The sequence below is a fragment of the Brevibacillus choshinensis genome (assembly GCF_016811915.1).
Taxonomy (GTDB): Bacteria; Bacillota; Bacilli; order Brevibacillales; family Brevibacillaceae; genus Brevibacillus; species Brevibacillus choshinensis_A.
In genome coordinates this window covers 4,707,501-4,733,537 of sequence record NZ_CP069127.1, presented here as the reverse complement: position 1 = coordinate 4,733,537, position 26,037 = coordinate 4,707,501, and the positions used below count along the sequence as shown (strand labels likewise).

Here is a 26,037-nt window from a genome sequence, read left to right as displayed (position 1 = left end):
GGGCAGTGGAGTTGCCGCCTCTTTCCCTTCGTGGACTTCATACGTAGAGAGTCGCAAATGAATGGGCAGAAAAGGAGATGCAAGACGATGGATTTCAGAGAACGCATTTTTCAGCAGGAGGGAGAACGTTTCCCGGGAAAGACCTATGTGGAGGCAGTCCTCGAGCCTGCTTTTAACGAGGCAAAAAATCATCTCCTAGGGCCGATGATGGCCATCAACAAGGCTCATTTGATCATGCTGCGCGAACAGGAGCTACTCACGGAAGACGAGGCGAAGGCAATCGCTCGCTCCCTCGTAGGCATTGAGATGGAAGAGCTGCGCCGCTCCGCCTATACCGGGCAGTTTGAAGATTTGTTCTTTCAGGTAGAGAGCCGTCTGCTGGAATTGGCCCCAGATGTGGCAGGCAATCTGCACCTCGCACGCAGCCGCAATGACATGGGAATCGCCATTTACCGCATGGTGCTGCGTGACAAGCTGCTGGTGACGCTGGGTTCTGCGCTCTATCTGAAAGAGCATTTGCTCCTTTTTGCACAAGAACACGCGGAGACCGTCATGATTGGTTACACCCATACGCAGCAGGCGCAGCCGACGACGATGGCTCATTACATCATGGCAGTAGTCGATTTGCTCAGCCGTGACATCCAGCGCCTCCTGAATGCCTATCGCACATGCAATCGCAGTCCGATGGGGGCAGCGGCATTGACGACGTCCGGCTTTGCCATCAGCCGCGATAGAATGAAAGAATTGCTAGGGTTTGATGAACTGGTGGAAAATTCCTACGATGCGGTATGCGGGGCGGACTATTTGGGTGAGGCAGCTACAGCGGTGCAGCTCGCAGCCATCAATCTGGGACGGACCGTGCAGGATATGCTCCAGTGGTGCACGCAGGAATTCGCCGTGCTGAAGGTTGCAAGTCCGTATGTCCAAATCAGCTCGATCATGCCGCAAAAGCGCAATCCGGTTTCCTTTGAGCACATGCGCTCCCTATTGTCGAGCAGCGCGGGCAATGCTGCTGCCGTACTGACCATGATGCATAACACGCCATTCGGCGACATCGTGGACACCGAGGATGACATGCAGCCGTACGTGTGGAAGAGCCTGTCCGTGCTCGAGCAGATGTATCGTCTGATGGCCTGCGTCATCGGCACGATGGAGGTAAACAAGGAAGGGCTGCTGGAGCGAGCCAAAGGAAGCTTTGCGACGGTCACAGAGCTTGCGGATACGATTGTTCGGACGGATCGTCTGTCATTTAGAAACTCGCATCATATTGTGAGCCGGGTAGTAAAGGAAGCGATGGCAGAGGGGCTGCGGGCAGACCAGATCAGTCTGGACCTCGTGAATCGCGCAGCTCGAGAAGTGATCGGAAAAGACTTGGTGATGACAGCAGAAGAGCTGAGTCTCGCGCTGGACCCGGTTCATTTCGTCAAGATCCGCAAGCTGCCGGGCGGCCCCAATGCCGAGGAGATCAAACGAATGATCGAAGTGCGCACCACTTCCTTGCAGTCAGATGCGAAATGGCTCGAACAGGAGAAGCAGGGCCGTGCGCAAATGTGGAAAGAGCTGGATCAGAGAATAGCTGATTGGAGTGTGGGGTAATGGCAGCTGTGCGGATTCCTCTCCTCGCAGTGGACGGAGGAGGCACCAAGTGCTTGGCCGTGCTGGTGGACCGTTCCAGACAGGAAGTCGGCACAGGACGCTCTGGCTCTTGCAACTATCAAGGGATCGGGGAGGAAGCTGCTTCCCGTGAGCTGATGCAAGCCATATCCCAGTCGCTGGAGGATGCCCTGACGCGAAACAATCTGACGCTGCTCCTCGGTCATGAGGGGACAAAGGTCACCCAATGGGAAGTGGAGTGTGCGGTTTTTGGCATCGCTGGCCTGGATACGGAGCACGATCGCGAGGTCATCACCAAAATGGTTCATGGCGTCCTGCAACAGTTACACATTCGCGTCCGTCATTTAATTATCGAGAACGACGGTTTTGCAGCCTTGCTCGGTGCCACCGGAGGCAAGCCAGGAATACTGGTCATCGCAGGTACGGGGTCCATTGCGTTCGGGGTGAATGAAGCCGGGGAAACGGCGCGCTCAGGCGGCTGGGGCCATCGGGTAGGTGACGAAGGCAGCGGCTACTGGATTGGAAAAAAGGCGATCACAGCCGTACTCAAAGCCGAGGATGGGAGAGGAGAGCCTACCGTTCTGAAAGAGAGGCTCCTTCCTTTCATCGATCTGGCCAGAGTGGACGAACTGTTTAATTGGACGTACAGCCCTCACTATTCGGTGGACAAAGTTGGCGAGCTGTCTGTGCTCGTCAGTCAGGCAGCAGACCAGGGAGACCTTGTTGCGCTGCAGATCCTGGAGACGGCGGGAGAGGAGCTGGCCCTGGCCGCCCGTGCCGTGATCGAACGCTTGCAAATGAAAAACAAGCCTTTCCATATGATTTTGCAGGGAGGCGTTCTGCAAAATGACGATCGGGTGAGAAAAATCGTGGTCGAGCGAGTGAACGGCTACGCCTCCCACGTCGTTATCGAAAATGCGCAGAACGATCCCATCTACGGTGTCATTGCAAAAGGGTTGGCGTATCTGGACAGCCAATCCGGACAGTAAAAGAGGTGCCTTATGAAAAAAGTGATGGTAGTGTTTCCCCACCCTGACGATGAATCATTTGCTTGCGGCGGCACACTGGCGAAGTGCAAAGAGGCGAATCAGATGACGTGCCTGATCTGCGTGACGTCGGGTTGCGGCGGACGCACTGGCCCGTATTCAATCGATTGCCGTGAAAAGCTGGCTCGTCACCGGGAGCAGGAGCTGGGTAAAGCTGCCGAGGTCTTGGGAATTTCCCGACTGGATTTGTTTCGCTACCCGGACGGATCCCTGGCGGAGGCTGATTTTGATGAGCTGGTGGGAAGGATCCGCGAGGCGATCACGGATTGGCAGCCTGACGTTGTCGTGACCTTTCCGCCGGATGGAGTGACGGGACATCCCGATCACATTGTAACCTGCAAAGCGACGACCCGTGCGGTAGAGCTGGCAGAGCTCGAAATGTCCACGGACGATTATCCGGATCTGTATTACGTGTCCATCCCCCATTATTACGATCACTGCCCAGACAAAGGCCCGAACCCGGCTGTACCGATTACTGGAAAGGTGGACATCACGAGATTCCGACTGCAAAAGGGAGAAGCATTGCGGGCGCACCAAAGCCAGGTCTATTCGGTGAATCGCGCCTATCCTGGGGTCATCGAAGGGGATTTTGGCGTCATCGGCTGCTATGAATATTACACCCTCGTTCGTTCCAAGGGGAAGCCAGTCGAGCTGAACCCGCGACGAACGGGATCCCGGTGATTGAACTGTGACGAATGGCCATTGCGAAACCTATGGGGGAACCCGGTTTCACAATGGCCATTATCTTGTAAGGCCTGAATTCTTGGTGACTGTTATGTTCTGGAACCGGAATTGCAACTCCAAATGATGATTTCCATAAAATTTGGAGGCGATATCAAAATGGGAGCGATCCATATTCGGCCAGCTGCTGCAGAGGATGTCACACAGCTTCTTGAATTGCTGTATCGGTACATCGTCGACTTCTACAAATGTCCCCGCCCTAGTGAAGAGGATCTCAGAAAAATTGTTGAGCGCTTGCTCCAGCATCCCTATGAAGGAATCCAGATTGTGGCAGTAAAAGAACCGAATCAGCTCGTTGGATTTTCCACTCTCTACTTTACGTTCAATACCTTGGAAGCCAAACGAATGGCGATTCTCTATGATTTATACGTATCCCCAGATGAAAGAGGGCAAAAAATTGGGGAAGGACTTCTGCAGACCTGCATCAATCACATCAGGGAAAATGATTATTCCCACATGATCTGGGAAACGGCTCATGATAATGCAGCTGCACAGTCTTTATACGACAAATGTGGAGCTCAAAAAGCAGTTTGGCTGAACTATGAAATCAAGTAAGAAAAACTTGCGATAACAAAGAAGAGGGACCCGTGCACGGCGCAGGCGTCCCTCTTTTTACTTCGGTCGCGGAAAGGTGCTCCTTTTCAATCGCTGCTGGCACAGAGCTCCCGGGCATCCTCGGACAGCGAAGCAACGCATATTTCCCGCCCGACCCGATCTCCTATCCTCACATGATAGCCGCAGAGATATCCGCTGAACGTGGCGGGCACCTCCACCAGTCTCCCTCCGCTCGTCTTCACCAGACAGAGAGCCTCGCGCTCGCAGACATACGAGCCTTCCTCCAGCAGCAGGCTTTCCACCACCCCGTGACAGTTGCTCACGATATCGAATGTGACTTTCATCAATCCAGCTCCTTTCACTCAATCCAGATCGTGGTTGTTAAATAGGGAAGAGAGCGTCTTTTTCAGGAAGCTGGATACGACCTCCACGTCTTCCGCTCGGACGGCCAGCTTGTCGATCCAGCCATGGTCAAAGGCGATGTCATCGGAGGAGATCAGAACGGACTGCATATTTTGCAAAGAAAGGACAAAGCTCTTTCCGTCAAAGTGTTGGGAGTAGAACAGGCCCAGGTCATAGCGGTTGTGGTCTGTCGTAAACGCCACATAGCGGGAAAGCATGGTCTCCGATTGATCGTACAGATAGTCAAAAGACATGGTCGTCACCTCAGCGTGATAGATTTTGTGATCCCGATCTTATCGGAGAATGGTTGCAAAAACGATGCCAGCTGCTCGTGCACGCGGAACCGGCAGTTTCTTCGCTAGGGAGACGTCCCGGCGTATGCAAAAATGAATAAACGAACGGTTTTTGCATAGCACTGGAATCAAAAAGAGCACTCGATGGCCCGAGGCAGGCTGTTGAGTGCTCTTTTTACCTATGGATCAGATGGATTCCTCAAAGTCGATCACCGGAGGGCTTTTGCGGAATGCTTTGGTGGTGAACAGCAAATAGCCGATGCCGATCAAGGTCCAGACAATCCCGAGTGTCAGGGCGTGGCTGTCGAGATTTATCCAGAGGAAGGCGACGAAGCTGGCCCCAATCAACGGAGAAATCAAATATTTGAAGGTGTCTTTGGCCGAACGCTGTTTTTTGCGGATGTAGTAATGGGCAAAGACCGACAGATTGACGGCAGTAAATGCGGTCAACGCGCCAAAATTAATGAACGCGAGCGCTGTCTCCAGATCCAGAAAGAGGGAAGACAAAGAGACGGCCCCGATGAAGAGGACATTGCCGACGGGAATGCCTTTGACGGGATGCAGATTGCCGAACAGCTTTTTGGGCAGCACGTTTTCCCGTCCCATGGCGAACAGCAAGCGGGATGCACTCGCGTGGGAGGCAATCCCCGAAGCGAGCGCGGCCGTGATGCTTCCAGCGACGAATATGGAATGGAACAAGTCCCCGCCAAGGATCATGGACATCTCCGGTGAAGGGGAGTCCTGATTTTGGAACTGCGCAACGGACGGAAAAGCCAGTTGGGTGAAATAAGAAGCAATGATGAAGATGACGCCGCCGATCAGGGCGACGAGAAAAATGCCACGGGGAATGGTCTTCATCGGATTTATCGCTTCTTCCGTGTAGGTCGTGACGGCATCAAAGCCCAGAAACGAGAAACACAGAATCGCAGCGCCTGCCATGAGCGTAGGGAAAGTCATTCCTTCTCCGTAAAACGGTGTGACCGGAAAGGCGTTGCCGCTTGGGGTTGTCCCGGTCAGATGCTGAATGGCCAACACCGTGAAGATCCCGACAACCAATACTTGAAAAATGACGAGCAGCGTATTGAAATTGGCCGTCGATTTGATGCCGCGCAGATTGACGCCTGTGGTGACCGCGGCGAGCAGCAGGCCGAGGATCCAGGAAGGGACGTTTGGAAAGGCGGCGGAAAGGTAGATTGTCCCCAGCAGCACATTGATGATGGGCAAAAAGACGTAATCCAGGAGCGACACCCAGCCGACGAGAAAACCAAAGTGAGGGTTGAGCGTTTGGCGGGCGTAGGAGTAGGCGGAGCCCGCTACCGGAAATTCCTTGACCATGCTTCCGTAGCTGGCAGCCGTAAACAGCATGGCAGCGAGTGCGAGCAAATAAGCGGTCGGAACATGGCCGCTCGTTTCCTGCGTGACGATCCCATACGTATCAAAAACGGTGAGAGGCGTCAAATATCCCAAGCCGAGCACGATGACGTGCCACAGCTTCAAGCTTCTTTTTAATGTAGGCATTTTCTCTGGTTCCGCGGATCTGTACATGATCAAACCCCTTCGCATGATAGATTGTAAGCGTATTCGAAGACTTTCAATAAAAAAAATTCAGTCATTTATAGAGGGAGTAGAGTCGCAATCGAGCCATTCCTCCAGCTGCACGGCTGCGAGTTTCAATAAGTGTAAAGCAGACCATCATGGGGTACAAGCCTCCTTTGCTGAAATATGCTGCAGCCTCCTCGTCTAGCAAAAGATGTGCCAAACGTTCCCGAACACTGTCTGCGAGTTTTCGAGACAGTAGAGTAGCGCACATAGGGACCAGTCTTTATGCAAAAAAGCATAGCTTACCCAGCAATGAATAAGCAGCCGTCATCCGGACGAAAGAATCGGCCAGAGCGAACGGTTTGGCATATGACTTGCTATGAGGGCTAAGGCGAGGCATCAAAATAATGAATCATGAGGTGTTAACATGTCGGTGCAAGCCAAAGAAATCATACAGACAGAAGAAAATCATCCGCTGAAGGAGTTTCAGCTGCATTTGCGGGAAGCATGCGAGCTGCTGCATTACTCAGAGTCGGTCTATGAGCTGCTCGCGGAGCCGCTTCGCTTTTTCACCGTGCGGATACCCGTTCGGATGGACAATGGGAAAACGGAGGTGTTCACAGGCTTCCGTGCGCAGCACAACGATGCGGTGGGCCCGACCAAGGGAGGCATCCGGTTCCATCCGGAGGTGACAGCAGACGAAGTGAAAGCGCTGGCTGGCTGGATGAGTCTCAAGTGCGGAATCGCCGAGCTCCCCTACGGAGGAGGAAAAGGCGGCGTCATTTGCGATCCGCGTCAAATGAGCATGAATGAATTGGAGCGCTTGAGCCGGGGATACGTGCGGGCGGTCAGCCAGATTGTGGGGCCAACCAAGGATATTCCCGCTCCCGATGTATTCACCAATCCGCAAATCATGGCCTGGATGATGGATGAATACAGCGAGATCCGCGAGTTTGAATCGCCGGGCTTCATCACGGGCAAACCGCTTGCGCTGGGAGGGTCGGTCGGAAGAGAGACAGCCACATCCAAAGGGCTTTACCATATCTTCAATCTGATCAGCCGCATGAAGGGAATCGAAGTCGGGCAAGCGCGTGTGATCATACAAGGCTTCGGCAATGTGGGCAGCTATCTGGCCCATTTCCTGCACGCCCAAGGAGCCAAGATCGTGGGAATCGGCGACGCAAACGGAGCGATCTTCGACGAGAACGGCTTGGACATCCCGCACATGATGGAGCGCCGCGATTCGTTCGGCACGGTTTCCCATCTGTTCGAGAAGACAATCACCAACCGGGAATTGCTCGAGCAGCCTTGCGACATCCTGATTCCCGCCGCTCTCGGTGGCGTCATCACCGCTGAAAATGCCGAACGGCTGCAGTGCAAAATCGTGATCGAGGCCGCAAACGGACCGACCACAGCCGAGGCAGAGGCCATCCTGCAGAAGCGGGACATCACCGTGGTTCCCGACATCCTGGCCAACTCGGGAGGGGTCATAGTCTCGTACTTTGAATGGGTGCAGAACAATCAGGGCTTTTACTGGGATGAGGAGACCGTGGACAAATTGCTGCGGGAAAAAATGGAGGCAAGCTTCCGAAAGGCGTACGATACCATGGTCCACTATCAGGTAGACATGCGCAAGGCAGTCTATCTGGTGGCAGTGAAGCGGCTCGCTGAGGCGTCGCGCGTGCGGGGCTGGGTGAATTGACGGCTCTGAGGTGGCATGCTTTTTGCAGATAGGAAGAAGCGGAACGAAGGATGAGGAGGAGATTCAAGTGAGCAGCACGACCAGAAGCTATGTAAACATCCAAACACCAATCCCTGGGCCAAAAGCAAAGGGCTTGCTGGACAAAAAAGAGCAGCATGTCCCCCGCGGTCCGTTTACGACCGTACCCACGTTTGCTGTGAAGGGTGAAGGAGCGCTCTTGACGGACGTGGACGGAAATACGTTCATCGATTTCGCAGGGGCCATCGGCACGCTGAATGCAGGGCATTGCCCACCGAAAGTGGTAGAGGCGCTGAAAGAACAGCTGGACAAATACATCCACCCTTGCTTCCACGTCATGATGTATGAGCCGTACGTGGAACTGGCAGAAAAGCTGAATCAAATCACGCCGGGTACGCACGCCAAGAAGACCTTTTTCCTGAACAGCGGGGCAGAGGCGGTCGAAAATGCGATCAAGATCGCCCGCAAATACACGGGACGCAAGGCGGTCATTTCCTTTGAGCGCGGATTCCATGGGCGCACACTCCTCGGGATGTCGCTGACCAGCAAGGTGAAGCCGTACAAATACGGCTTTGGCCCATTTGCTCCAGATGTGTACAAAATGCAGTATCCGTACTACTACCGTGCTCCGCAAGGGATGACGCCAGAGGTGCTCGATCAGGAGCTCCTGAAGAAGCTGGAGGAGTTCTTCCTCGTAGAAGTCGCAGCGGAAGAGGTGGCGGCGATCATCATGGAACCAGTGCAAGGCGAGGGTGGATTCGTCGTCCCTTCCAAAACGTTCGTACAGGGCGTAAAAGCCATTTGCGAAAAGCATGGCATCCTGTTCATCGCAGACGAGATTCAGACAGGCTTTGGACGTACGGGCAAGTTGTTTGCCATGGAGCATTTTGACGTGGTACCTGATCTGATGACCATGTCCAAATCGATCGCGGCCGGGCTGCCAATCAGTGCCGTGACGGGACGCGCTGAGGTCATGGATGCCCCTGAGCCAGGCCAGATCGGGGGAACGTACGGAGGTAGCCCCCTCGGATGCGTGGCTGCATTGAAAGTGATTGAAATGATGGAAGAGGAAAACCTGCTGCAAAAGGCAAACCAGATCGGTGAGACTGTCATCTCCCGGTTTCAGGCGATGCAACAAAAACATGCGGTCATCGGCGATGTACGCGGATTGGGAGCGATGGTCGCGGTCGAGCTCGTGCTGGATCGGGAAAGCAAGGCACCCGCTGACGAGCTGACCGCCAAGATTGTGGCAGAGTGCAATCGCCGCGGCGTGGTCACACTCAGCGCCGGCATTTTCAAAAACGTGATTCGCATCCTCTCGCCGCTCGTCATCACCGATGCACAGCTGGCAGAAGCGTTGGACATTATCGAAGAAGTCTTCGCAGAATTGGCGTAACCGGAAAAGGAAGAGAAACAGGGGCTGCCACATTGGCTGCTCCTGTTCTTTTACAGATAAGAATGAATTAGATTCTTATCCAGTACAAGTGCAACTAAGCTACGCCCAAAGATTGGCCAAGCCAAGTTTTCTAGTGGGCTGATTATGCAAAAATGAATAAACAATGAAAAAATGCATAATAAATACGTCCCTTGTTTCCGAATAACTTCTGCATTTAATATTGGCATAACTTTTGCAATAATGAATAAACAGGGGCGGGAATGCCTGCCAATAGGAAGGGGCAAGGGAGCATGCAAAACAAGCTGTTTTTAATCGCCGTCCTGCTCTCCATGATCCTGGTGCCGATGCAGCGCCCATTCGGCGTGAGGCACTCTTTTTGCAAAGGTTGAGCTTGGGACGAGAATCCTACATTCAAAAAAACAAGGTGATCATGATGAATAAAAAGAGTTTGTTTATCAACGGTGAATGGGTGGAAGCAACTGAGTACGTGACACTGACCTCTCCTTACAGCGGGGAAGCCATCGCGCAAATCCCGGCGGCAACAAAAGAGGAAGTGGACGCGGCGATCGAAGCAGCCTATCAGGCGAGAGACAAGATGAGATCGCTCCCGGCGCATGCGCGTGCGGCGATTTTGGAAAAGCTCGCGTCGCTGATGGAAGCGCGTGCCGAAGAAGCTGCGCGTATCATCGCGCTGGAGGCAGCGAAGCCGATTACAACGGCAAAGGGAGAAGTGGCCCGGACGATCCAAACCTACAAGTTCGCAGCCGAAGAGGCAAAGCGGATTCACGGGGAGACGCTGCCGCTCGACGCAGCGCCAGGAGGGGAAAATCGCGTGGCGTACACCGTTCGGGAACCTCTCGGCGTCATCGGGGCCATCACGCCGTTCAACTTCCCGATGAATCTGGTCGCACACAAGGTAGGTCCGGCTATCGCGTCCGGCAATACCGTCGTCTTGAAGCCGGCTGCCCAGACGCCTCTCTCTGCGTATTTTTTGGCGGAGCTGCTGCAGGAGGCAGGACTGCCAGCAGGAGCACTGAACGTCGTGACGGGAAGCGGCCGCGTCGTCGGTGACCTGATCGTCACGGATGAACGCGTACAGATGGTGACCTTTACGGGAAGCCCTGGAGTAGGAATCGGCATCCGCAACAAGGCAGGGCTGAAGCGGGTCACGCTGGAACTGGGCTCCAACGCCGCTGTCATCATCGACAAGGGAGTCGATATCTCCAAAATCATCGCCCGCTGTGTGCAAGGCGCTTTTGCCTTCCAGGGGCAGGTCTGCATTTCCCTCCAGCGCGTATATGTGCACGAGGATCTGTATGAGGAATTTGCAAAAGCATTCATGGGGGCGACAAATCGTCTGGTAGTGGGCGATCCGCTCGATCCGAAAACGGATGTGTCTGCCCTGATCTCCCCGGCGGATGTGGATCGCACCCTGGCCTGGATTGAAGAAGCGAAGCAGAGGGGAGCGCGGGTCATTACCGGAGGCAAAGCGGAGGGCCATGCACTGCTGCCGACCGTATTGCTCGAGGCAGATCCTGCCCTCAAGGTATCCTGCCAGGAGGTTTTCGCGCCGATCGTACTGATCAACAAGATCGCATCAGTCGAGGAAGGCATTGCGCTGGTCAATGACTCGCGCTACGGACTGCAGGCGGGAATCTACACGGAAAATATTCACACGGCGCTCATGGCAGCGGAAAAGCTGCATGTAGGCGGCGTCATGATCAATGATATCCCGACGTTCCGCGTCGATCACATGCCCTACGGCGGTGTGAAGGAAAGCGGAACAGGGCGGGAAGGGCTCAAATACGCGGTTGAAGAAATGACCGAGATGAAATTGGTGGTGTTCAACCGCAATTAAAAAGGAAACCGGAGGAAACCCACCCATGCAATATCCACTGACACCCGATGTGAAGCCAGAATTTTGCACGACAGGCACGTTCATGCGCCTGCCCTCTCATAGAGAAGATGCCAAGGTGGCGATTCTGGGCCAGCCATTTGATACGGCCGCTTCGTTTCGCGTAGGTGCCCGTTTTGCACCCCAAGCGATTCGCCAGGCATCCATGACGCTATTCCCTTATCATCCGACGCACAAGGTCTATCCGTTTGAAGATACCCAAGCGATCGATATCGGCGATGTTCCCGTCATTCCGCACAATATTCACCGCAGCTATGAGCTGATGGAAGCGGCCATGCTCGATTTGATGAAAAAGGGCATCGTTCCCATCGGGTTGGGAGGGGACCATTCGATTACGCTGGCTGCCCTGCGAGCGGCCAAGAAAATATATGGCAAGGTCGCTTTGATCCAGTTCGATTCCCACACGGACACGTGGGATACCTATTACGATGAGAAGTACTGGCATGGATCTCCGTTTATCCGGGCTTATGAAGAAGACTTGCTATTGCCGGACAAAGTGTTCCAGGTCGGCATCCGCGGCACTCTGAACCATCCCGGCGATCTGGAAGCCAGCTACGAGCTCGGGTACAACGTGATCACGACCAGTGAACTGCGCAGCCGGGGATTCGATGACGTCGTGGGTCAGATCAAAGCGGCGATCGGCGACACGCCTTGCTTTTTGACTTTTGACATTGATTTTGTCGATCCCGCCTTCGCTCCCGGTACAGGAACATTGGAGGTCGGAGGCTTCACCAGCCACGAAGCACTGCAGCTGGTCCGCTCGCTCACGGATCTGAACTACATCGGCTTCGATCTCGTGGAGGTGCTCCCTCCGTACGATCCGACGCAAATCACATCCTTGCTCGCCGCGACGCTGATCCATGATTTTGCCGCGTTGGTGGCGTTGAAGATGAAAGCCTAGTTTTCGAAAGTGGCTGCGGGTAAGCAGTAAAAATGAAAAATTGAGCCTGACAGAATAGTAGATAGCTCTCTTGCTTAGCGTCTCTTCGCTTAGCAGGAGAGCTATATTTGTTTTGATTTAGGTATCTAGCAGTTGAAGCTTGCAATCAATTTCTATCATGCCAATCCATGGTTTTTACAAGCAAGCTGCGCGCCGTTTAGCGCTTCCCCGGGGGGCGTTGCGGAGCGGACAGTCTAAGCACCCTTGGGTTCGGTGGGTTCAGCCCGGAGCGGAGAATGGAAATGGGCTTCTCCCACTGCAGCCACATTCAACCCACTATGATTTATTCATTTCTGCATAATCTATGATTTTTTGCATAATGCACCCTTGCAAAATCCAAGCAAAAGAGCAGGTATCAGAGCTTTTTCACGTTGGCACGAGATTTGCTCATATAGATTGCTGAGAACGGAACAGCAGAAGGGAGAGGATTCATTGCATGATGAACCTGAAGATGTACATCAACGGGGAATGGGTCGATGCACAAAGCAAAAAGACTCGTGAGATTGTGAATCCCGCTAATGGAGAAGGAATCGCACTGGCTGCGGAAGGAGACGTGGCGGATGCCCGTCATGCCATTTCGGTAGCTCGGGAAGCATTCGATAGTGGCGTATGGTCCGATTTGCCTGCAGCAGAGCGAGCGCGTTACCTGTTTGCCATCGCTGACAAGCTGGAGCAGCGGGCAGACGAAATCGGACGACTGGAGACTCTCGATAATGGCAAACCGCTTCGGGAAACAGCTTTCGACGTAGCGGATGCAGCAGCCTGCTTCCGGTACTATGCAGGAATGGTTACCAAGCCGGATGGCCAGACGTACCATGTCGCCGATCCTGTCCAAGCGATGGTCGTGCGCGAACCGGTCGGGGTGTGTGCCTTGATCGTACCGTGGAACTACCCGCTGCTGATGGGGGTATGGAAGATCGCCCCTGCACTCGCTGCCGGCAATACGATTGTCTTCAAGCCGTCCGAAGTAACACCGGTCACCGCCATCAAGCTGTTTGAGATCATCGAGGAAGTAGGCATTCCCAAAGGCGTTGCCAACATGGTGCTGGGAGCTGGCGCTACCGTGGGCAACGAGCTGGCAGAAAGCCACCTCGTGGATAAAATCTCGTTTACCGGAGGCACCGCAACAGGACGAAGCATCATGAGAGCCGCTACAGGCAACATCAAGAAAATATCCTTGGAGCTGGGAGGCAAATCGCCGAATATCGTCTTCGCGGATGCCGATTTTGAAACCGCGGTGGATTATGCGCTGTTTGGTATTTTCGCCAATCAGGGACAGGTTTGCTCCGCAGGTTCCCGCCTCTTGCTGGAAGACAGCATCCATGACCGCTTCGTGGAGCGGCTGGTGGAGCGCGCGAAAAAAATCCGCGTCGGTGCCGGCGACGATCCATCCACAGAGATGGGGCCGCTGGTCAGCGAAGCCCACATGGAAAAGGTGCTGCATTACATCGAACTGGGCAAATCAGAGGGAGCGCGCCTCTTGTGCGGAGGAAACCGCATCACGGAGGGCAATCTCGCAAGCGGCTACTTCGTCGAGCCGACCATTTTCACCGACACGACGCCTTCCATGAGGATCGTCCAGGAGGAAATTTTCGGGCCGGTGCTGGCGATCCAGCGATTCAAGGATGAAGCGGATGCCATTCGCATTGCCAACGATACGGTGTACGGCCTGGCTGGCGGTGTATTTACGCAGGATGGCGCCAAGGCCATGCGCGTGATCAAGAAGCTGCGCGCAGGCATTACCTGGATCAACTGCTACCACCCAACGTACAACGAAGCGCCTTGGGGCGGTTACAAGCAAAGCGGAATCGGCCGCGGTCTCGGTACGTTCGGCTTTGACGAATACACCGAAGTGAAGCAAATCAATATCAATATGGCCGTCCAGCCCACCGGATGGTTTGAGAACTAATGACGAAAAGAAATCAGGAGGACAACAACATGAGTAAAGCAGTGGAGAATGCAAAAGTGAATGAACAATATGCAGATGTTTATGCCTATACGCAGCAGGTGCTCGACCTGATCGCCAAAGACGAAATCACCAAGGACGAAGCCGCATGGGTAACTCGCCAGACGGTGGAGAATTTCCGCGACCACGTCAATCCAGGCTTCCTCGGCTACCGCAAATCCGTGACCAAGGATGGTCAATTTGCCGCAGTGGAATGGAAGGACGCGGGTCCCAACTCCTTCATGGACGTAAACGGCAAAGTCTACATCGACTGCCTCGGTGGGTTCGGGATCTACAACGTGGGCCATCGGCATCCGAAAGTGGTGGAGGCGGTCATCAACCAGCTCAATCGTCAGCCGCTGCACAGCCAGGATTTGCTCGACCCGCTGCGCGCCATGCTGGCCAAAATCTTGGCGGATGTTACACCCGGCAACCTGAAGTACGCCTACTTTGCCAACAGCGGAACCGAGACAGTGGAAGCCGCAATCAAGCTCGCGAAAATGCACACTGGACGTACGACCTTTATCGCGACGACCAAAGCATTTCACGGGAAGAGTCTGGGGGCATTGTCCGCTACGGCAAAAGGTGTATTCCGCAAACCGTTCCTCCCGATGATTCCCGGCTTCCGTCATGTGCATTTCGGAGACATCGAGATGATGCGCAAGACATTTGAAGCGTGCGCTCTCGTCGGCGAAGAGATCGCCGGAGTGATTTTGGAGCCGATCCAAGGAGAGGGCGGCGTGAATCTGCCGCCGGAAAACTACTTGAAGCAGGTTCGCGAGCTGTGCGACCAATATGGCGCCCTGCTGATCCTCGACGAAGTGCAGACCGGTATGGGCCGAACAGGGAAAATGTTCTGCTGCGAGCACTATGATGTCGTTCCGGACATTCTCTGCCTGGCGAAAGCATTCGGCGGGGGCATCATGCCTGCTGGTGCGGTCGTGGCTACCGAGGAAGTGTTCAAAAGCTTCTTCCCAAATCCGTTCGTCCAGACGACAACCTTTGGCGGAAACCCGCTTGCGTGCGCCGCAGCGATCGCGACCTTCAATGTATTGATCGAGGAAAACCTGCTGGATCGCTGCGTGGAAATGGGAGATTATCTGCTCAAAGGGCTGCGCGAGGCGGCGGCTGCCCACTCCGACAAAGTGCAGGAGGTGCGCGGAAAAGGTCTCTTGATCGGCATCGAGTTCCATAACGATGAGATCGGCTATGAGGTATCGAAAGGGCTGTTTGACAACGGTGTGCTCGTAGCTGGCACACTGATCAACGCCAAAACGATTCGGATCGAACCGCCGCTCACGATTACGTACGAGGAAGCGGACAAAGTGATCGAAACGTTCAAAAACGTACTGCCGCAAGTCAAGATATAAGCTGATTGAAAGGAGAAGAAGACTGTCCACCCGGTCTTCTTTTCCGCTTTCCCACCCATTGGAGCCCGCGTATAATAGTAGAGACAATTTAAGCAACTTCGGGAGGACCTATGGCTTCGAAATGGTTTGTCAGAAAAGCATGCACCGTATCGTTTGAATCTTCCGCCAATGACTTGTGGAACATCATGTCAAGATTCAACGAGCGCTATGTGTTTATCACAGATTCCGAGCAAGAGGGAAACATTGTTGCTTATATACGAAATACCGATATCATGCCTTCCTTGGAGGATCCGGAATGGATGAAGCGGCAGGTGGGCCAGCTTCCGTTCCACACCAACGTGGCGTTTTTCCAAGAGGAAGCAGACATGCTGGATTTGTTCAAAGTGTTCGGGGAAGAAGTCGTCGTCATCCAGAATCGGGACGGTGGGACGGAAGGGTATTTGCACCGGGAGGACATCCTGTACTACCTGTTGACCAGCCAATCCGCCCACACAGACTGGATTCGCTCGCTGCTCAATTCCATCCCGATGGGCATCGTCATCGCAGACGTGCACGGTCGGATCGAGAACTTCAGCTCAGAGGTGCTGCGGATGGTGCGCCTCACACCGGAGGAGCTTCGGCAGCAGCGCGTGGGAGAAGTGCTCGATCCGGATATTTTCCTCAAAGTAGTGGAAAACGGAGAAACCATCCTGAATCACATCATCGTCAATGACCGCATCGGGGTGCTTGCCGATTTCGGCCCGATCCGGAATCAGCACGGCAACGTGACGGGAGCCATCATCGTGCTGCAGGACTTGCCTTTCATTGAAAAGATGGCGATGGAGATGGAGTATGTCAAAAATCTCAACACGGATCTCCAGGGAATCCTTTCTTCCATTTACGACGAGATCCTGGTTCTGGATGAAAACGGCGTCTTGCTGCGCTACAGCGGCAACCTGATCAAGGACTTTTGGGAAATCGACAAGGAGCAGCTGATCGGCCTGAATCTGATGGAGCTGGAGCACGAAGGGACATTTTTCTCCGCCATCGTGAAAATGGTCATCGAACGAAAACGGAAAGTATCGGTGACGCAGGAAAGCCAATCGGGAAAAAACGTTCTGGCTGTCGGCAACCCGATCTTTGATGAGAAGGGAAAGCTGGAGCGGATCGTCATCGCCCTGCGCGACATAACCGAGACCGTCCAGCTGAAGGAAGAGCTGCTGCACGCCAAAAAGATGTCCGAGAAGTACAAAAAGGAACTGGAGCATTTGCGCGACCAAAAGCAGTACGGAAAAAACCGCCAGCTCATTTATGCCAGCGACAAAATCGAAAAGGTGATGAAATACATCCAGAAAATCGCAAACACGTCGTCGACCGTCTTATTGACAGGAGAATCGGGTGTGGGCAAGGAGGTATTCGCCCGGACGATCTACGAGCTGGGGCCGCGCAGCAGCAAGCCGTTTGTAAAAGTAAACTGCGGAGCCATTCCCGAAACTCTTTTGGAAAGCGAATTGTTCGGCTATGAAAAAGGAGCCTTCACAGGGGCCAACTCAAACGGAAAGCCCGGCTATTTTCGGATGGCGCACAAGGGTGTCCTCTTTTTGGACGAGATCGGCGAGATGCCGCTCAATCTCCAGGTAAAGCTCCTTCGGGTACTGCAGGAGCGCGAAATCATCCCGATAGGCGGATCAGAGGTCGTGGAGGTGGATGTGCAGATCATCGCCGCTACCAACAAAAACCTGGAAAAAATGGTGGAGGACGGCACGTTTCGAGAGGACCTCTTCTATCGCCTCAACGTCATACCGGTCGTGATTCCTCCGCTGCGGGATCGCCCTGAGGATATTCCGCTGATCGGACTTCACTTTCTGCAGACCTTCAATGAAAAGTATGAACGAACCACACAGCTTTCCCAGGATGCTCTCGACCTGCTGGAATCGTATTCCTGGCCAGGCAATGTCCGTGAGCTGCAAAACATCATCGAGAGGTTGGTCGTCACCGCGGATGAAGATTTGATCGAGGCACACCACATTACGCCCCTGCTGAAAAAAGGGAAGAAGCAGTTTCTGAAGCAGCGCTTGACCAAAATAATGCCACTGAAGGAAGCGACCAGAGCAATGGAGGAGCAGCTCATCAAAATGGCGATGGATGAGTACAAGACGACTTCCTTGGCCGCCAAGATGCTGGGCGTGAGCCAGTCCACCATCAGCCGAAAGTATCAGGAAATCCAAGAGAAAATAAGTCGGGGTGAGCAGATTGGGTTTAAAGTATGATGTCATATCGCCCTTTGCTGGCACGATTGAACGAATCCGGTTCCAGGCAGGGGACAGAGTCGAGGAAGGGGAAGTCATTTTTACGCTCGTCGGCAGCGGCAGGACGGTGGACATTCTTTCACCCGTTACGGGATATGCGAATGGGGTCGAAGTGGAGCAAGGGGAGAAGGTGATTGCAGGGATGATTCTGGCGGCGATCACTTATTTGGAGTAAGGACTTGAGACAAAGATTCAAATAAGTTAGCCTCCAGATCTCGAATGTCTGGAGGCTTTATTTGACTTGCTCTGAGGGATGTCGAGCCCACCCTTTTAAGAACGCTATGGTCTTTAATCAGTTAAAGGGCAGGATTATTGAAGAAGTATATCGAATATATCTAAATTAAAATGATGCTATTTTGAGATATAAGTTTGAACCAAACCAGACATTTAGCTCAAGATATAACGAGGGAATATAGATGAGTTTACAACTTAGAGCTGATTTAATGCTGCTAATGATTACATTTTTTTGGGGAAGATCGATTTTACTTACAAAAATTGGTCTCGACCATCTGCAAGAATATAATTTAATTTCATTACGTTTCACTCTTGCATTTCTTTTATCGGGAATAGTATTTTACAAGCACTTAATTAAGACTGATTTTAAAACAGTAAAATATGCTTTTATATTATCGTTTATTTTGTTTATTGTTTATGTGTTTGCGACTTTCGGTACGAAGTATACATCCGTCTCGAATGCAGGTTTTTTATTTAGTCTCACAGTCATATTTATACCATTATTATCTTCTATATTCTTAAAACAAACGCCTGAAAAAAAAGTTGTTTTCGGGATTGCTTTATCAATAGTAGGAATAGGTCTATTAACTTTGCATAACCAATTTAAGATAGGTTTTGGTGATCTGTTTTGTATTCTTTGTGCTTTATTCTATGCCATGCATATCATGGTTACAGGAGCAGTGGCTAAGCATGTAAATTCCATTTCCCTTGGAGTTTTACAACTTGGCTTTGTTGGACTGTTTAGTATTATTTTCTCTATTTTTATGGAAAAACCAAGGCTTCCCGACAATTATGAGTCATGGTTTGCAATCTTGGCACTAAGTATATTTTGTACAGGAATCGCATTCATTGTTCAAATCATTGCCCAGCAACATACCAGCCCAACCCATGCAGGTCTTATTTTTACATTGGAACCTGTTTTTTCCTCCGTATTTGCTTACTTTTTCACGGGTGAAACTCTCACATCTAGAGGTTATTTAGGGGCAGTACTCTTATTAGTAAGTGTTCTAATTGCTGAACTAGATTTTAAAGGTTTATTAAAACAAAACTATAAGAAGTATATGGAATAGGTATTATGTGAGGGTACGTAGATTACCATGTTCTACTTTCGGAGTGCGTTAGTTTAAGTAGCAAGCATAATAATTATCATGAACTTCCATAATATGCGCTTTGATTTGCTGAAATTAGAGCACGTATTATGGGGTTCGATCGTTCAATAACAGCGGAAGTCTAGGACATTTTCTGGTCCAATGGCTACCGCTGTTTCAAATAAGAGAATTAGACTAACTTGCCAAGAGGACTGATTTATTGTTTATGTCGATTCAGGTTTACCACTTGAACGAAATGGATAACGTAGAGTGTGTGATATAACGAACCATTTAAGGAGGTTTTTTGCATGAGTGTCAAACTTGCTATTGTGTATTACAGCTCCACCGGAACTAACTATCAATTAGCTCAATGGGGTGCGGAAGGGGCAAAGGAAGCCGGCGCGGAAGTGAAAATCTTTAAGGTTCAAGAATTGGCAACGCAAGAAGTGATTGATAGAAATCCCGCTTGGAAAGCCCATGTGGAAGCCACTAAAGATATTCCGGTTATTACACCGGATGACATCGTTGAGGCTGATGCCATTATTTTCAGTACGCCTACACGGTTCGGAAACATGGCCGCTCAAATGAAACAATTTTTAGATACAACAGGTGGAATCTGGTTCCATGGAAAAACGGTTAATAAAGTGGTAAGTGCAATGACTTCTGCTCAAAACGCTCACGGTGGTCAAGAAGCGACGATCCTTAACTTATACACCTCCATGTATCACTGGGGGGCAATCGTGGTTGCTCCGGGATATACGGATGCTTCCTTGTTTGCTGCCGGAGGGAATCCGTATGGTACAAGTGTATCTGTCGATCAAAACAATCAAATTGTTGGAGATAAGGAAGCTTATCAAAAGGCCGTTAAACATCAAGCCAAGCGTGTGGTTACGGTGGCTGAATGGGTCAAAAAAGGAATGCAATAAAAAATGATCTCTATGCATTGTTGGAAAACCACAGTCGTTACTGTGGTTTTCCTTTACATTGTTTGACTCTAACGATAATTTTTTGGTGGAGGACTCATATGAATGTAAAAAAACTAGCAGGCGAGAAAGCGGTGGAATATGTTAGAGACGGAATGACAATTGGGCTAGGCACCGGATCTACAGTGTATTGGACCATACGTAAATTGGGGGAATTAGTAAAACAGAAAGAATTACAAATTCGTGCCATCCCTACCTCCCAACAAACAAGTGATTTAGCTAATGAATTAGGTATTCCACTAGAAACTTTTGCACAATCGACAGAAGTAGATTTGACAATTGATGGTGCTGATGAGTTTAATTCATCATTGGATCTGATTAAAGGTGGAGGGGGAGCACTCGTACGCGAGAAGTTAGTCGCAGCTGCTTCTAATCGTCTCATTATAGTGGCAAATGAATCTAAGTCTGTCGAGAAAATCGGAAAATTCCCGTTACCTATTGAAGTCGTTCCCTTTGCATGGGAAGTTACAGCCAAACGGATAGAGGGGTTAAACTGCGTCCCGACATTACGTAGGGTGAATGGTTGCCCATACGTTTCTGACAATGGTAACTATATTTTGGACTGTTCTTTTGGATATATTGAAAATCCAGCTAAACTTGATCGAACAATTAAGCTTTTACCCGGTGTTGTTGATACCGGTCTTTTTATATCCATGGCCGACACTGTGATCATCGGAACCACAAATGGGCTAAAAGTATTGTCTAAGAAAAATTGAGGTTGAAATCCTCTTACCCGTTACAGGGTAATTGCTTTGAAAAAGTTGTAAAAATTAGACAACCACAAAGAAGTGAACGAATCCGATTTCTGCTAGGATAGGAGGCTAGAACAATGTATGTTAGTCTCTATGTCCGAATATGGGTCTCATAATACGACAGGTTCGATAGTTCAATGGAGCAGTCTCAAACTTTAGTATTTCCCTTGTACCATTAGGGTTCCGGTCTAAAATAGTAGTTCTTCGGTTATCGGATAGCCAAATCTTTCGCACGGTTTTCTGTTCAAGGGTTTGCGTCGATAGGCAAGAGTACAAGCAAATGTAATCCGAATAACATATGGTATTCAGTATCTGCGTTTTAGGAGGAACTTGGTTCCTTCTGCTCCTTTGGATGAACAGGGAAAGGAGGAACGCCCTTGAGAAGACAGCAGCCTATCGCGAGTCAGGATCGTCTCACGCCAGAATTCATGCAATGGCTCAAACAGAACAACATCACCAGACGTCAACTGAAAAGAGAGCCGGCAGCATTGGATCAGTATCATCAGGAATGGATGAAAACGATGAGAAGAAACAGGGTGAGGAGACCCTCATTGCTTCAGATGATTCCAAGCATAACCGACATAGATTTGGGCACAGTGATAAATAATGTGCAAATCGCTAAAGATCTTTTTAAAACGTATCGTGAATTGCAAGGATTAGGACTTTTTAAAAGGAATAGAACCCCATGGCTTTGAGGGAGAGGAAATGCTCTCCCTTTTTACATGCGGCGAATTTCGAGTCCCTTTACTCTTAAGACAAAGAGCATGGTTTACTTCATTTCAAACGCTGTCTCCGCTGATCTTTTCTTTCGTTTTCGTCATTTCCCTCATAATCAACATCGAGTTCAAGGACAAGCCTAGCGAGATGACGGGGTGTGCCGCTGCGCGAGTCCGATTTTTTCCGAGAAGACAGCCGTCGCGAAGTACATGGCGAAATTCCCGTGCATCCCCCATTGAGCCGAATCTACGAACAGCGCGAATGAAGCAGGGGTACGGATTTGTTATTAAACAAGACAGGAAGGGGTCCGAAGATGTGACAAAGTGGAAACAGCAATGTAAAAAAGAGCAGCCCAAATAGCGCAGCCCACACATTGAGTTACGACAAGAATTTGTATCCTTCAAACAAAAAAGCCGCATCAGTTGGGGCAGCTTTCAGAAATGGCTGCATGCTTCCCTTGCCTTTGTGGCCGTAAATGGGGATTCATATGTGGGAAGTCGGGAATCGCTTTGACGAACAGCATTGTAAAAAAGATATCCTCTCTTTGATTAATATGACATAAGGTGACGTATTTGAGGTCTACAATGGGGGGAGATTACCGAAAGGAGTAATAAATCATGAAACGAAGAGTTATTTTAGATTTAGCGGTTACTTTAGATGGTTTTATTGAAGGGAAAAATGGTGAAGTTGATTGGTGCATTATGGACTCTGAGATGGAGTTTCATCATTTTTTAAATCAAATTGATGCCATTTTCTATGGAAGAAAGAGCTATGATTTATGGGGACAATATACTCCGGATATCGAACCTACCGATTCTGAAAAAGAATTTTGGGATTTGGTTCATAGTAAAGAGAAATATGTGTTTTCCAGGACGCAAAAGGGGACTGATCATAAAGCCGTATTCATAAATGATCGTATTCTCGAAGAAGTAAATAAAATAAAGAATAAGCCTGGTAAAGACATCTGGCTATATGGTGGAGCAAGTCTGATTACAACTTTTATCAATTTAGGGCTTGTTGACGAATTTAGATTATCTGTTCACCCCGTTGTTTTGGGAGAAGGGAAACCGCTGTTTGTGGATATAAAACAGAGGTTGAATTTAAAAATGGCTACAACCAGAACGTTCTCCTCGGGCGTTGTACAATTAATCTATCATTTTGATGCGAACAAATAATATTGCACACGTTCGTTTAGCGGCAAGTCTAAGACTTTATGTCTTCGACCGCCGCTTTTTTCATTTATGGGCACATGCTGGGAGAAAAAAGTTAAATCCTTAGCTGGGCACTCGCACAAAGGATGGCCAATAGTAGGCCAAATACTTCGCTTACTTTACGAAGCTGATATACGGCTGCTGATATTTTGGAGAATACAGAATATTTAGATCGATTTATCGAGATTTGTGCATTTCAACAAAAGGTAATAAATGGAATGCGAAGAACCCTCTAGTAAAGATAAGGACATCCGCCGAAACATGAGGGCTCGTACATGGAGAACGATGCATGCGATCAAACGGTGAGCGAGGCGAGGCGGATAGGAGTTTTTACTCTTTACGAAACCAAGGAGGTAAGTATGTCCAAAACACCGCTGATTTGCGATTTGCAAGAGGCTGCATCTGTTGCACAGGAGGCGCACGAACGAAATATACCTGTCAAACAGGTGATTGAAGAGCGGGCGGAGAAGGCCATCAGCCGAAGGGAGTTTTTGAAACATACGGCCACGATTGCCGCTGCGGTAGCTGTTCCTACAATCTTGTGGGATTGGGGCGGAAATCTTGCCCGTGCTGAAGCTTCTACCAAGGTAGTCGTTGTTGGAGCAGGGCTGGCCGGACTTACCTGTGCTTACCGGTTGAAGCAGGCGGGTATTATCGCGGATGTGTACGAAGCTTCGGATCGCGTCGGCGGGCGCTGCTGGACACGCCGAGGAGACTTCGCAGACGATCAGATCGCGGAGCATGGCGGAGAACTGATCGACAACAGCCATATACAGATCAAGCAACTCGCCCAGGAACTAGGCCTCAAGCTGGACAACCTGCACCGGGCAGAGAAGAACGGATCAGAAGTTTTCTACTACTTTGATGGTGAAGCGTACACATATGAGGAAGCAACTAATGACATCAAGCGGATCTGGCAAAAGATTCACTGGGATGTGACTGCTGCCGGCTTCCCGACGCTTTACCATAGCTATACAGATCGGGGCAGGGAGCTTGATAGCATGTCGATCATCGACTGGATCGAGGAAACCGTGCGGGGCGGCATGGATTCCAAATTGGGCAAGCTGCTGGACGTGGCCTACACAACCATGTACGGTGGAGAAGCAAGCGATCAGAGTGCCCTGAATCTGCTGTATCTGCTCGGATATCGAGGGCAGGGAAATTTTCGCATGTTTGGTCCATCCAACGAGAAATTCCACGTAAGGGGCGGCAACGATCAGATTCCGTCCAAGCTTAAAAGAAAGCTGGGCGATCAGATTCTCACCAATCACGAGCTGGTGGCCATCAAGCGGAAGAGTGACGGCACCTATACCCTGACTTTTGACAGCGATTCCGGCAGCAAAGAGGTGTCTGCTGACAAGGTAGTCATCACGATTCCCTTCTCGATTCTTCGTTCCTCGGTTGATTTCCGAAGGGCGGGGTTCCGTTCCCTGAAGGAAACCGCGATCGAGGAGTACGGCATGGGGACAAACTCCAAGCTCCATCTCCAATTTACGGAACGGCACTGGGAGTCGTTTGGCTGCAACGGAGAGACCTTCTCTGAGACTGGATACCAGCAAACGTGGGATGTAACGCGGGCTCAGCCGGGTGATTCGGGTATCCTGGTCAATTACACCGGCGGGAACTATGGAGCAGCCTTTGATGAAGGGAGCAATCGGGAACTGGCAAAGCGCTTTTTATCCCAAGTAGAACCGGTATTACCGGGGATCTCGGAGAAATGGAACGGTAAGGTAACCCTCGATTTTTGGCCGGGTTACAGATGGACGAAGGGTTCCTATTCCTACTACCGGGTGGGGCAATATACGAAGTTTTGCGGAATAGAAAGAGAGCGGGAAGGCAATTGCTATTTTGCCGGTGAGCACACCTCGCTCGATTTCCAGGGTTATCTGAACGGAGCGGTCGAGACGGGTGAGCGGGCAGCGAAGGAAGTGCTCGAAGATTTGAAAGCGGAGGCAAGGCGATAAGAACGCCAGTGTTTGTTGTAAAGTCTTAAAGATACCGTCATCTAAGTGTGGAAAGCATGTAAAATGAACGCCGTTAATGCGAATCTGATCGTTTTAACGGATGGACAATGACAGGGGCTTTGAATAAAACAACCTCACTGGACCACATGCTTGAGGTAATAACGATCTTTTCGCTTCCTTTTGTAAAGAAGTAGCCTGAGCCATCTTGTTTCATAAACTTCCAACCATTTGCATCCATATCCGATTTGAGTTTTTCAATCTCTAGGCCGTGGTCTGCATTCGCACCATACCACACATATCCGTCCTCAAAAGCCAATTGTATGATGGTATCGGATGGTTTTTCTTTTAATAGGGAAACCACAGTTTCTTTAGGAACAGAGCTGAAGGGCAAATTGGGATAGAACATGTGGGGACGATGAGCAAAAATAAAAACTCCCAGCAAAATGAAGAGGCTCGTAATAGCTACATGCCATTTTCTCAGAGTCATGAATCATCACCATTCATGGATTTGACATACAAGTGTTACCATACGGAATTTGAAGCAGAAACATTTATCAAATGACTTGGGGCCAAACTGCGTGTTCATTCACATAGCTGGCCAATCAATAAAAAGAAAACGGAGTTGTGAAGGAAGGCAAGGATAGCAAAAAGGACGATTAAAAGAAGCAACTCAAAAGAATAACCACTAGATTCCCAAAGAAGCTCAAAGTAAACAAACGGTACCAGATAAACGAGTAATAACAACAAATCTCGCTTCACAGGAAATGCTCCTTTAAAAATAGGGGGTTATCCTAAATATACCAATTCTGAATCCAAGTGTGTGTGACGATGTTTAACAAAACAAACGTTGTGTTTCATTCAAGACTGTCTATTAAGAAGCATGATGTTAATTTTTTGAACGAACCGAGTTCGTTAGGGTAATAAACAGCGGCGAGTCTAAGACTTTTTTTGAGGTCTTAGGTCGCCGCTGTTTCAATGATTCGGGATCAGTCTAGAACTATATTAAAAATTCATTCCTAGCATGATCTGGGTATTCAATGTTTGATCAAATTCCAGCTGCTCTGACACAGTCTGCGAAGGCAGTGAACGCTTTGTTGTGGAACTGCTCTTTCCGGGAAACCAGCCTCGTTGTCAAAAAACGGTACCGTTCAGGAACCGGATGTGCACGCACCCTGTCATCATCTACAGCAACTGCAGATTTCGTCAGAAGCGCGTGGCCAATTCCTGCGCGAACACAATTCAGCATCGTCTCCAACGTGCTGATCTCGATTGTGTTTGATGACTGCACACCCTCGCTGTGTAGCCAATCTTCATTGGCAACGCG

Annotated in this window: 23 protein-coding genes (1 of these 23 cut by a window edge); 18 read left to right on the top strand and 5 right to left on the bottom strand. The window is 50.5% G+C overall.

Translation table 11 applies throughout. From position 1 onward, the window contains the following. Nucleotides 1-87: 87 nt before the first annotated feature. The 4 genes from argH (at nt 88) to JNE38_RS23680 (ending at nt 3,956) form a co-directional block, all read left to right on the top strand. Nucleotides 88-1,596 carry an argininosuccinate lyase gene (gene argH / locus JNE38_RS23695; RefSeq protein ID WP_203353562.1) on the top strand — a complete coding sequence of 503 codons (1,509 nt, stop codon included), beginning with the start codon at nt 88-90 and terminating at the stop codon, nt 1,594-1,596. Further along, the gene (locus tag JNE38_RS23690) at nt 1,596-2,603 is read left to right on the top strand and encodes an N-acetylglucosamine kinase (protein ID WP_203353561.1); all 1,008 of its coding nucleotides are present in this window, start codon (nt 1,596-1,598) and stop codon (nt 2,601-2,603) included. Before argH ends, JNE38_RS23690 begins: the two co-directional genes overlap by 1 nt. Before the next feature lie 12 nt (nt 2,604-2,615). Continuing rightward, entirely contained in the window at nt 2,616-3,341 is a 726-nt protein-coding gene (locus JNE38_RS23685; protein ID WP_203353560.1) for a PIG-L deacetylase family protein, read from the top strand. Nucleotides 3,342-3,500: 159 nt separating this feature from the next. Beyond that, nucleotides 3,501-3,956, top strand: coding sequence for a GNAT family N-acetyltransferase (locus tag JNE38_RS23680; protein ID WP_203353559.1), 456 nt, complete (start codon nt 3,501-3,503; stop codon nt 3,954-3,956). An 86-nt stretch (nt 3,957-4,042) separates the two neighbouring features. Here JNE38_RS23680 and JNE38_RS23675 read toward each other — a convergent pair whose 3' ends face one another. The 3 genes from JNE38_RS23675 to JNE38_RS23665 all read right to left on the bottom strand — a co-directional run bounded on the left by JNE38_RS23675 (nt 4,043) and on the right by JNE38_RS23665 (nt 6,196). After that, the gene (locus JNE38_RS23675) at nt 4,043-4,300 is read right to left on the bottom strand and encodes a biotin/lipoyl attachment domain-containing protein (protein WP_203353558.1); all 258 of its coding nucleotides are present in this window, start codon (nt 4,298-4,300) and stop codon (nt 4,043-4,045) included. A gap of 18 nt (nt 4,301-4,318) precedes the next feature. Continuing rightward, the gene (locus tag JNE38_RS23670) at nt 4,319-4,612 is read right to left on the bottom strand and encodes an SAV0927 family protein (protein WP_203353557.1); all 294 of its coding nucleotides are present in this window, start codon (nt 4,610-4,612) and stop codon (nt 4,319-4,321) included. Nucleotides 4,613-4,837: 225 nt separating this feature from the next. Then, nucleotides 4,838-6,196: an APC family permease gene (locus JNE38_RS23665; protein ID WP_203353556.1), complete on the bottom strand. Its 1,359-nt coding sequence runs from the start codon at nt 6,194-6,196 to the stop codon at nt 4,838-4,840. 421 nt (nt 6,197-6,617) lie between these two features. On the opposite strand from JNE38_RS23665, the gene JNE38_RS23660 reads away from it, so the two are divergent. The 14 genes from JNE38_RS23660 (at nt 6,618) to JNE38_RS23595 (ending at nt 24,713) form a co-directional block, all read left to right on the top strand. Further along, on the top strand, nt 6,618-7,892 hold the full coding sequence (locus tag JNE38_RS23660) for a Glu/Leu/Phe/Val family dehydrogenase (protein ID WP_203353555.1): 1,275 nt from the start codon (nt 6,618-6,620) through the stop codon (nt 7,890-7,892). 67 nt (nt 7,893-7,959) lie between these two features. Next, nucleotides 7,960-9,306, top strand: coding sequence for a 4-aminobutyrate--2-oxoglutarate transaminase (gene gabT, locus JNE38_RS23655; protein WP_203353554.1), 1,347 nt, complete (start codon nt 7,960-7,962; stop codon nt 9,304-9,306). A 430-nt stretch (nt 9,307-9,736) separates the two neighbouring features. After that, entirely contained in the window at nt 9,737-11,164 is a 1,428-nt protein-coding gene (locus JNE38_RS23650; RefSeq protein WP_203357718.1) for an aldehyde dehydrogenase family protein, read from the top strand. 25 nt (nt 11,165-11,189) lie between these two features. Continuing rightward, the gene (gene speB / locus JNE38_RS23645; protein WP_203353553.1) at nt 11,190-12,122 is read left to right on the top strand and encodes an agmatinase; all 933 of its coding nucleotides are present in this window, start codon (nt 11,190-11,192) and stop codon (nt 12,120-12,122) included. 475 nt (nt 12,123-12,597) lie between these two features. After that, complete coding sequence (locus JNE38_RS23640) at nt 12,598-14,070, top strand: aldehyde dehydrogenase family protein (protein WP_203353552.1); 1,473 nt, start codon at nt 12,598-12,600, stop codon at nt 14,068-14,070. Nucleotides 14,071-14,099: 29 nt separating this feature from the next. After that, on the top strand, nt 14,100-15,476 hold the full coding sequence (locus JNE38_RS23635; protein ID WP_203353551.1) for a putrescine aminotransferase: 1,377 nt from the start codon (nt 14,100-14,102) through the stop codon (nt 15,474-15,476). 110 nt (nt 15,477-15,586) lie between these two features. Then, a complete protein-coding gene (locus tag JNE38_RS23630) occupies nt 15,587-17,725 on the top strand; it encodes a sigma 54-interacting transcriptional regulator (protein ID WP_203353550.1) in 2,139 nt (712 codons plus the stop codon). Continuing rightward, nucleotides 17,709-17,939: a biotin/lipoyl-binding protein gene (locus tag JNE38_RS23625; RefSeq protein WP_203353549.1), complete on the top strand. Its 231-nt coding sequence runs from the start codon at nt 17,709-17,711 to the stop codon at nt 17,937-17,939. The genes JNE38_RS23630 and JNE38_RS23625 overlap by 17 nt, the downstream gene beginning before the upstream one ends. Nucleotides 17,940-18,180: 241 nt before the next feature. Further along, nucleotides 18,181-19,068: a DMT family transporter gene (locus JNE38_RS23620; protein ID WP_203353548.1), complete on the top strand. Its 888-nt coding sequence runs from the start codon at nt 18,181-18,183 to the stop codon at nt 19,066-19,068. 326 nt (nt 19,069-19,394) lie between these two features. Further along, nucleotides 19,395-20,012, top strand: coding sequence for an NAD(P)H:quinone oxidoreductase (gene wrbA, locus JNE38_RS23615; RefSeq protein WP_203353547.1), 618 nt, complete (start codon nt 19,395-19,397; stop codon nt 20,010-20,012). A gap of 98 nt (nt 20,013-20,110) precedes the next feature. Next, nucleotides 20,111-20,785 (top strand): ribose-5-phosphate isomerase RpiA, encoded by a 675-nt coding sequence (rpiA, locus tag JNE38_RS23610; RefSeq protein ID WP_203353546.1) that lies wholly within the window; start codon nt 20,111-20,113, stop codon nt 20,783-20,785. A gap of 413 nt (nt 20,786-21,198) precedes the next feature. Continuing rightward, nucleotides 21,199-21,516, top strand: coding sequence for a hypothetical protein (locus JNE38_RS23605; RefSeq protein WP_238933436.1), 318 nt, complete (start codon nt 21,199-21,201; stop codon nt 21,514-21,516). Between the two features lie 639 nt (nt 21,517-22,155). Continuing rightward, nucleotides 22,156-22,713, top strand: coding sequence for a dihydrofolate reductase family protein (locus tag JNE38_RS23600; protein ID WP_203353545.1), 558 nt, complete (start codon nt 22,156-22,158; stop codon nt 22,711-22,713). A gap of 395 nt (nt 22,714-23,108) precedes the next feature. After that, nucleotides 23,109-24,713 carry a flavin monoamine oxidase family protein gene (locus JNE38_RS23595; RefSeq protein WP_203353544.1) on the top strand — a complete coding sequence of 535 codons (1,605 nt, stop codon included), beginning with the start codon at nt 23,109-23,111 and terminating at the stop codon, nt 24,711-24,713. Nucleotides 24,714-24,786: 73 nt separating this feature from the next. On the opposite strand, the gene JNE38_RS23590 is transcribed toward JNE38_RS23595, so the two are convergent. Together JNE38_RS23590 and JNE38_RS23585 are read right to left on the bottom strand one after the other, a co-directional pair. Next, nucleotides 24,787-25,200 carry a hypothetical protein gene (locus JNE38_RS23590; RefSeq protein ID WP_203353543.1) on the bottom strand — a complete coding sequence of 138 codons (414 nt, stop codon included), beginning with the start codon at nt 25,198-25,200 and terminating at the stop codon, nt 24,787-24,789. Nucleotides 25,201-25,758: 558 nt separating this feature from the next. Beyond that, nucleotides 25,759-26,037: the 3' end of a LysR family transcriptional regulator gene (locus tag JNE38_RS23585; protein WP_203353542.1), read on the bottom strand. Its footprint extends 585 nt past the window's final position; 279 of the gene's 864 nt are visible here — the last part of the coding sequence; its start codon lies off the right edge, out of view; the stop codon is at nt 25,759-25,761.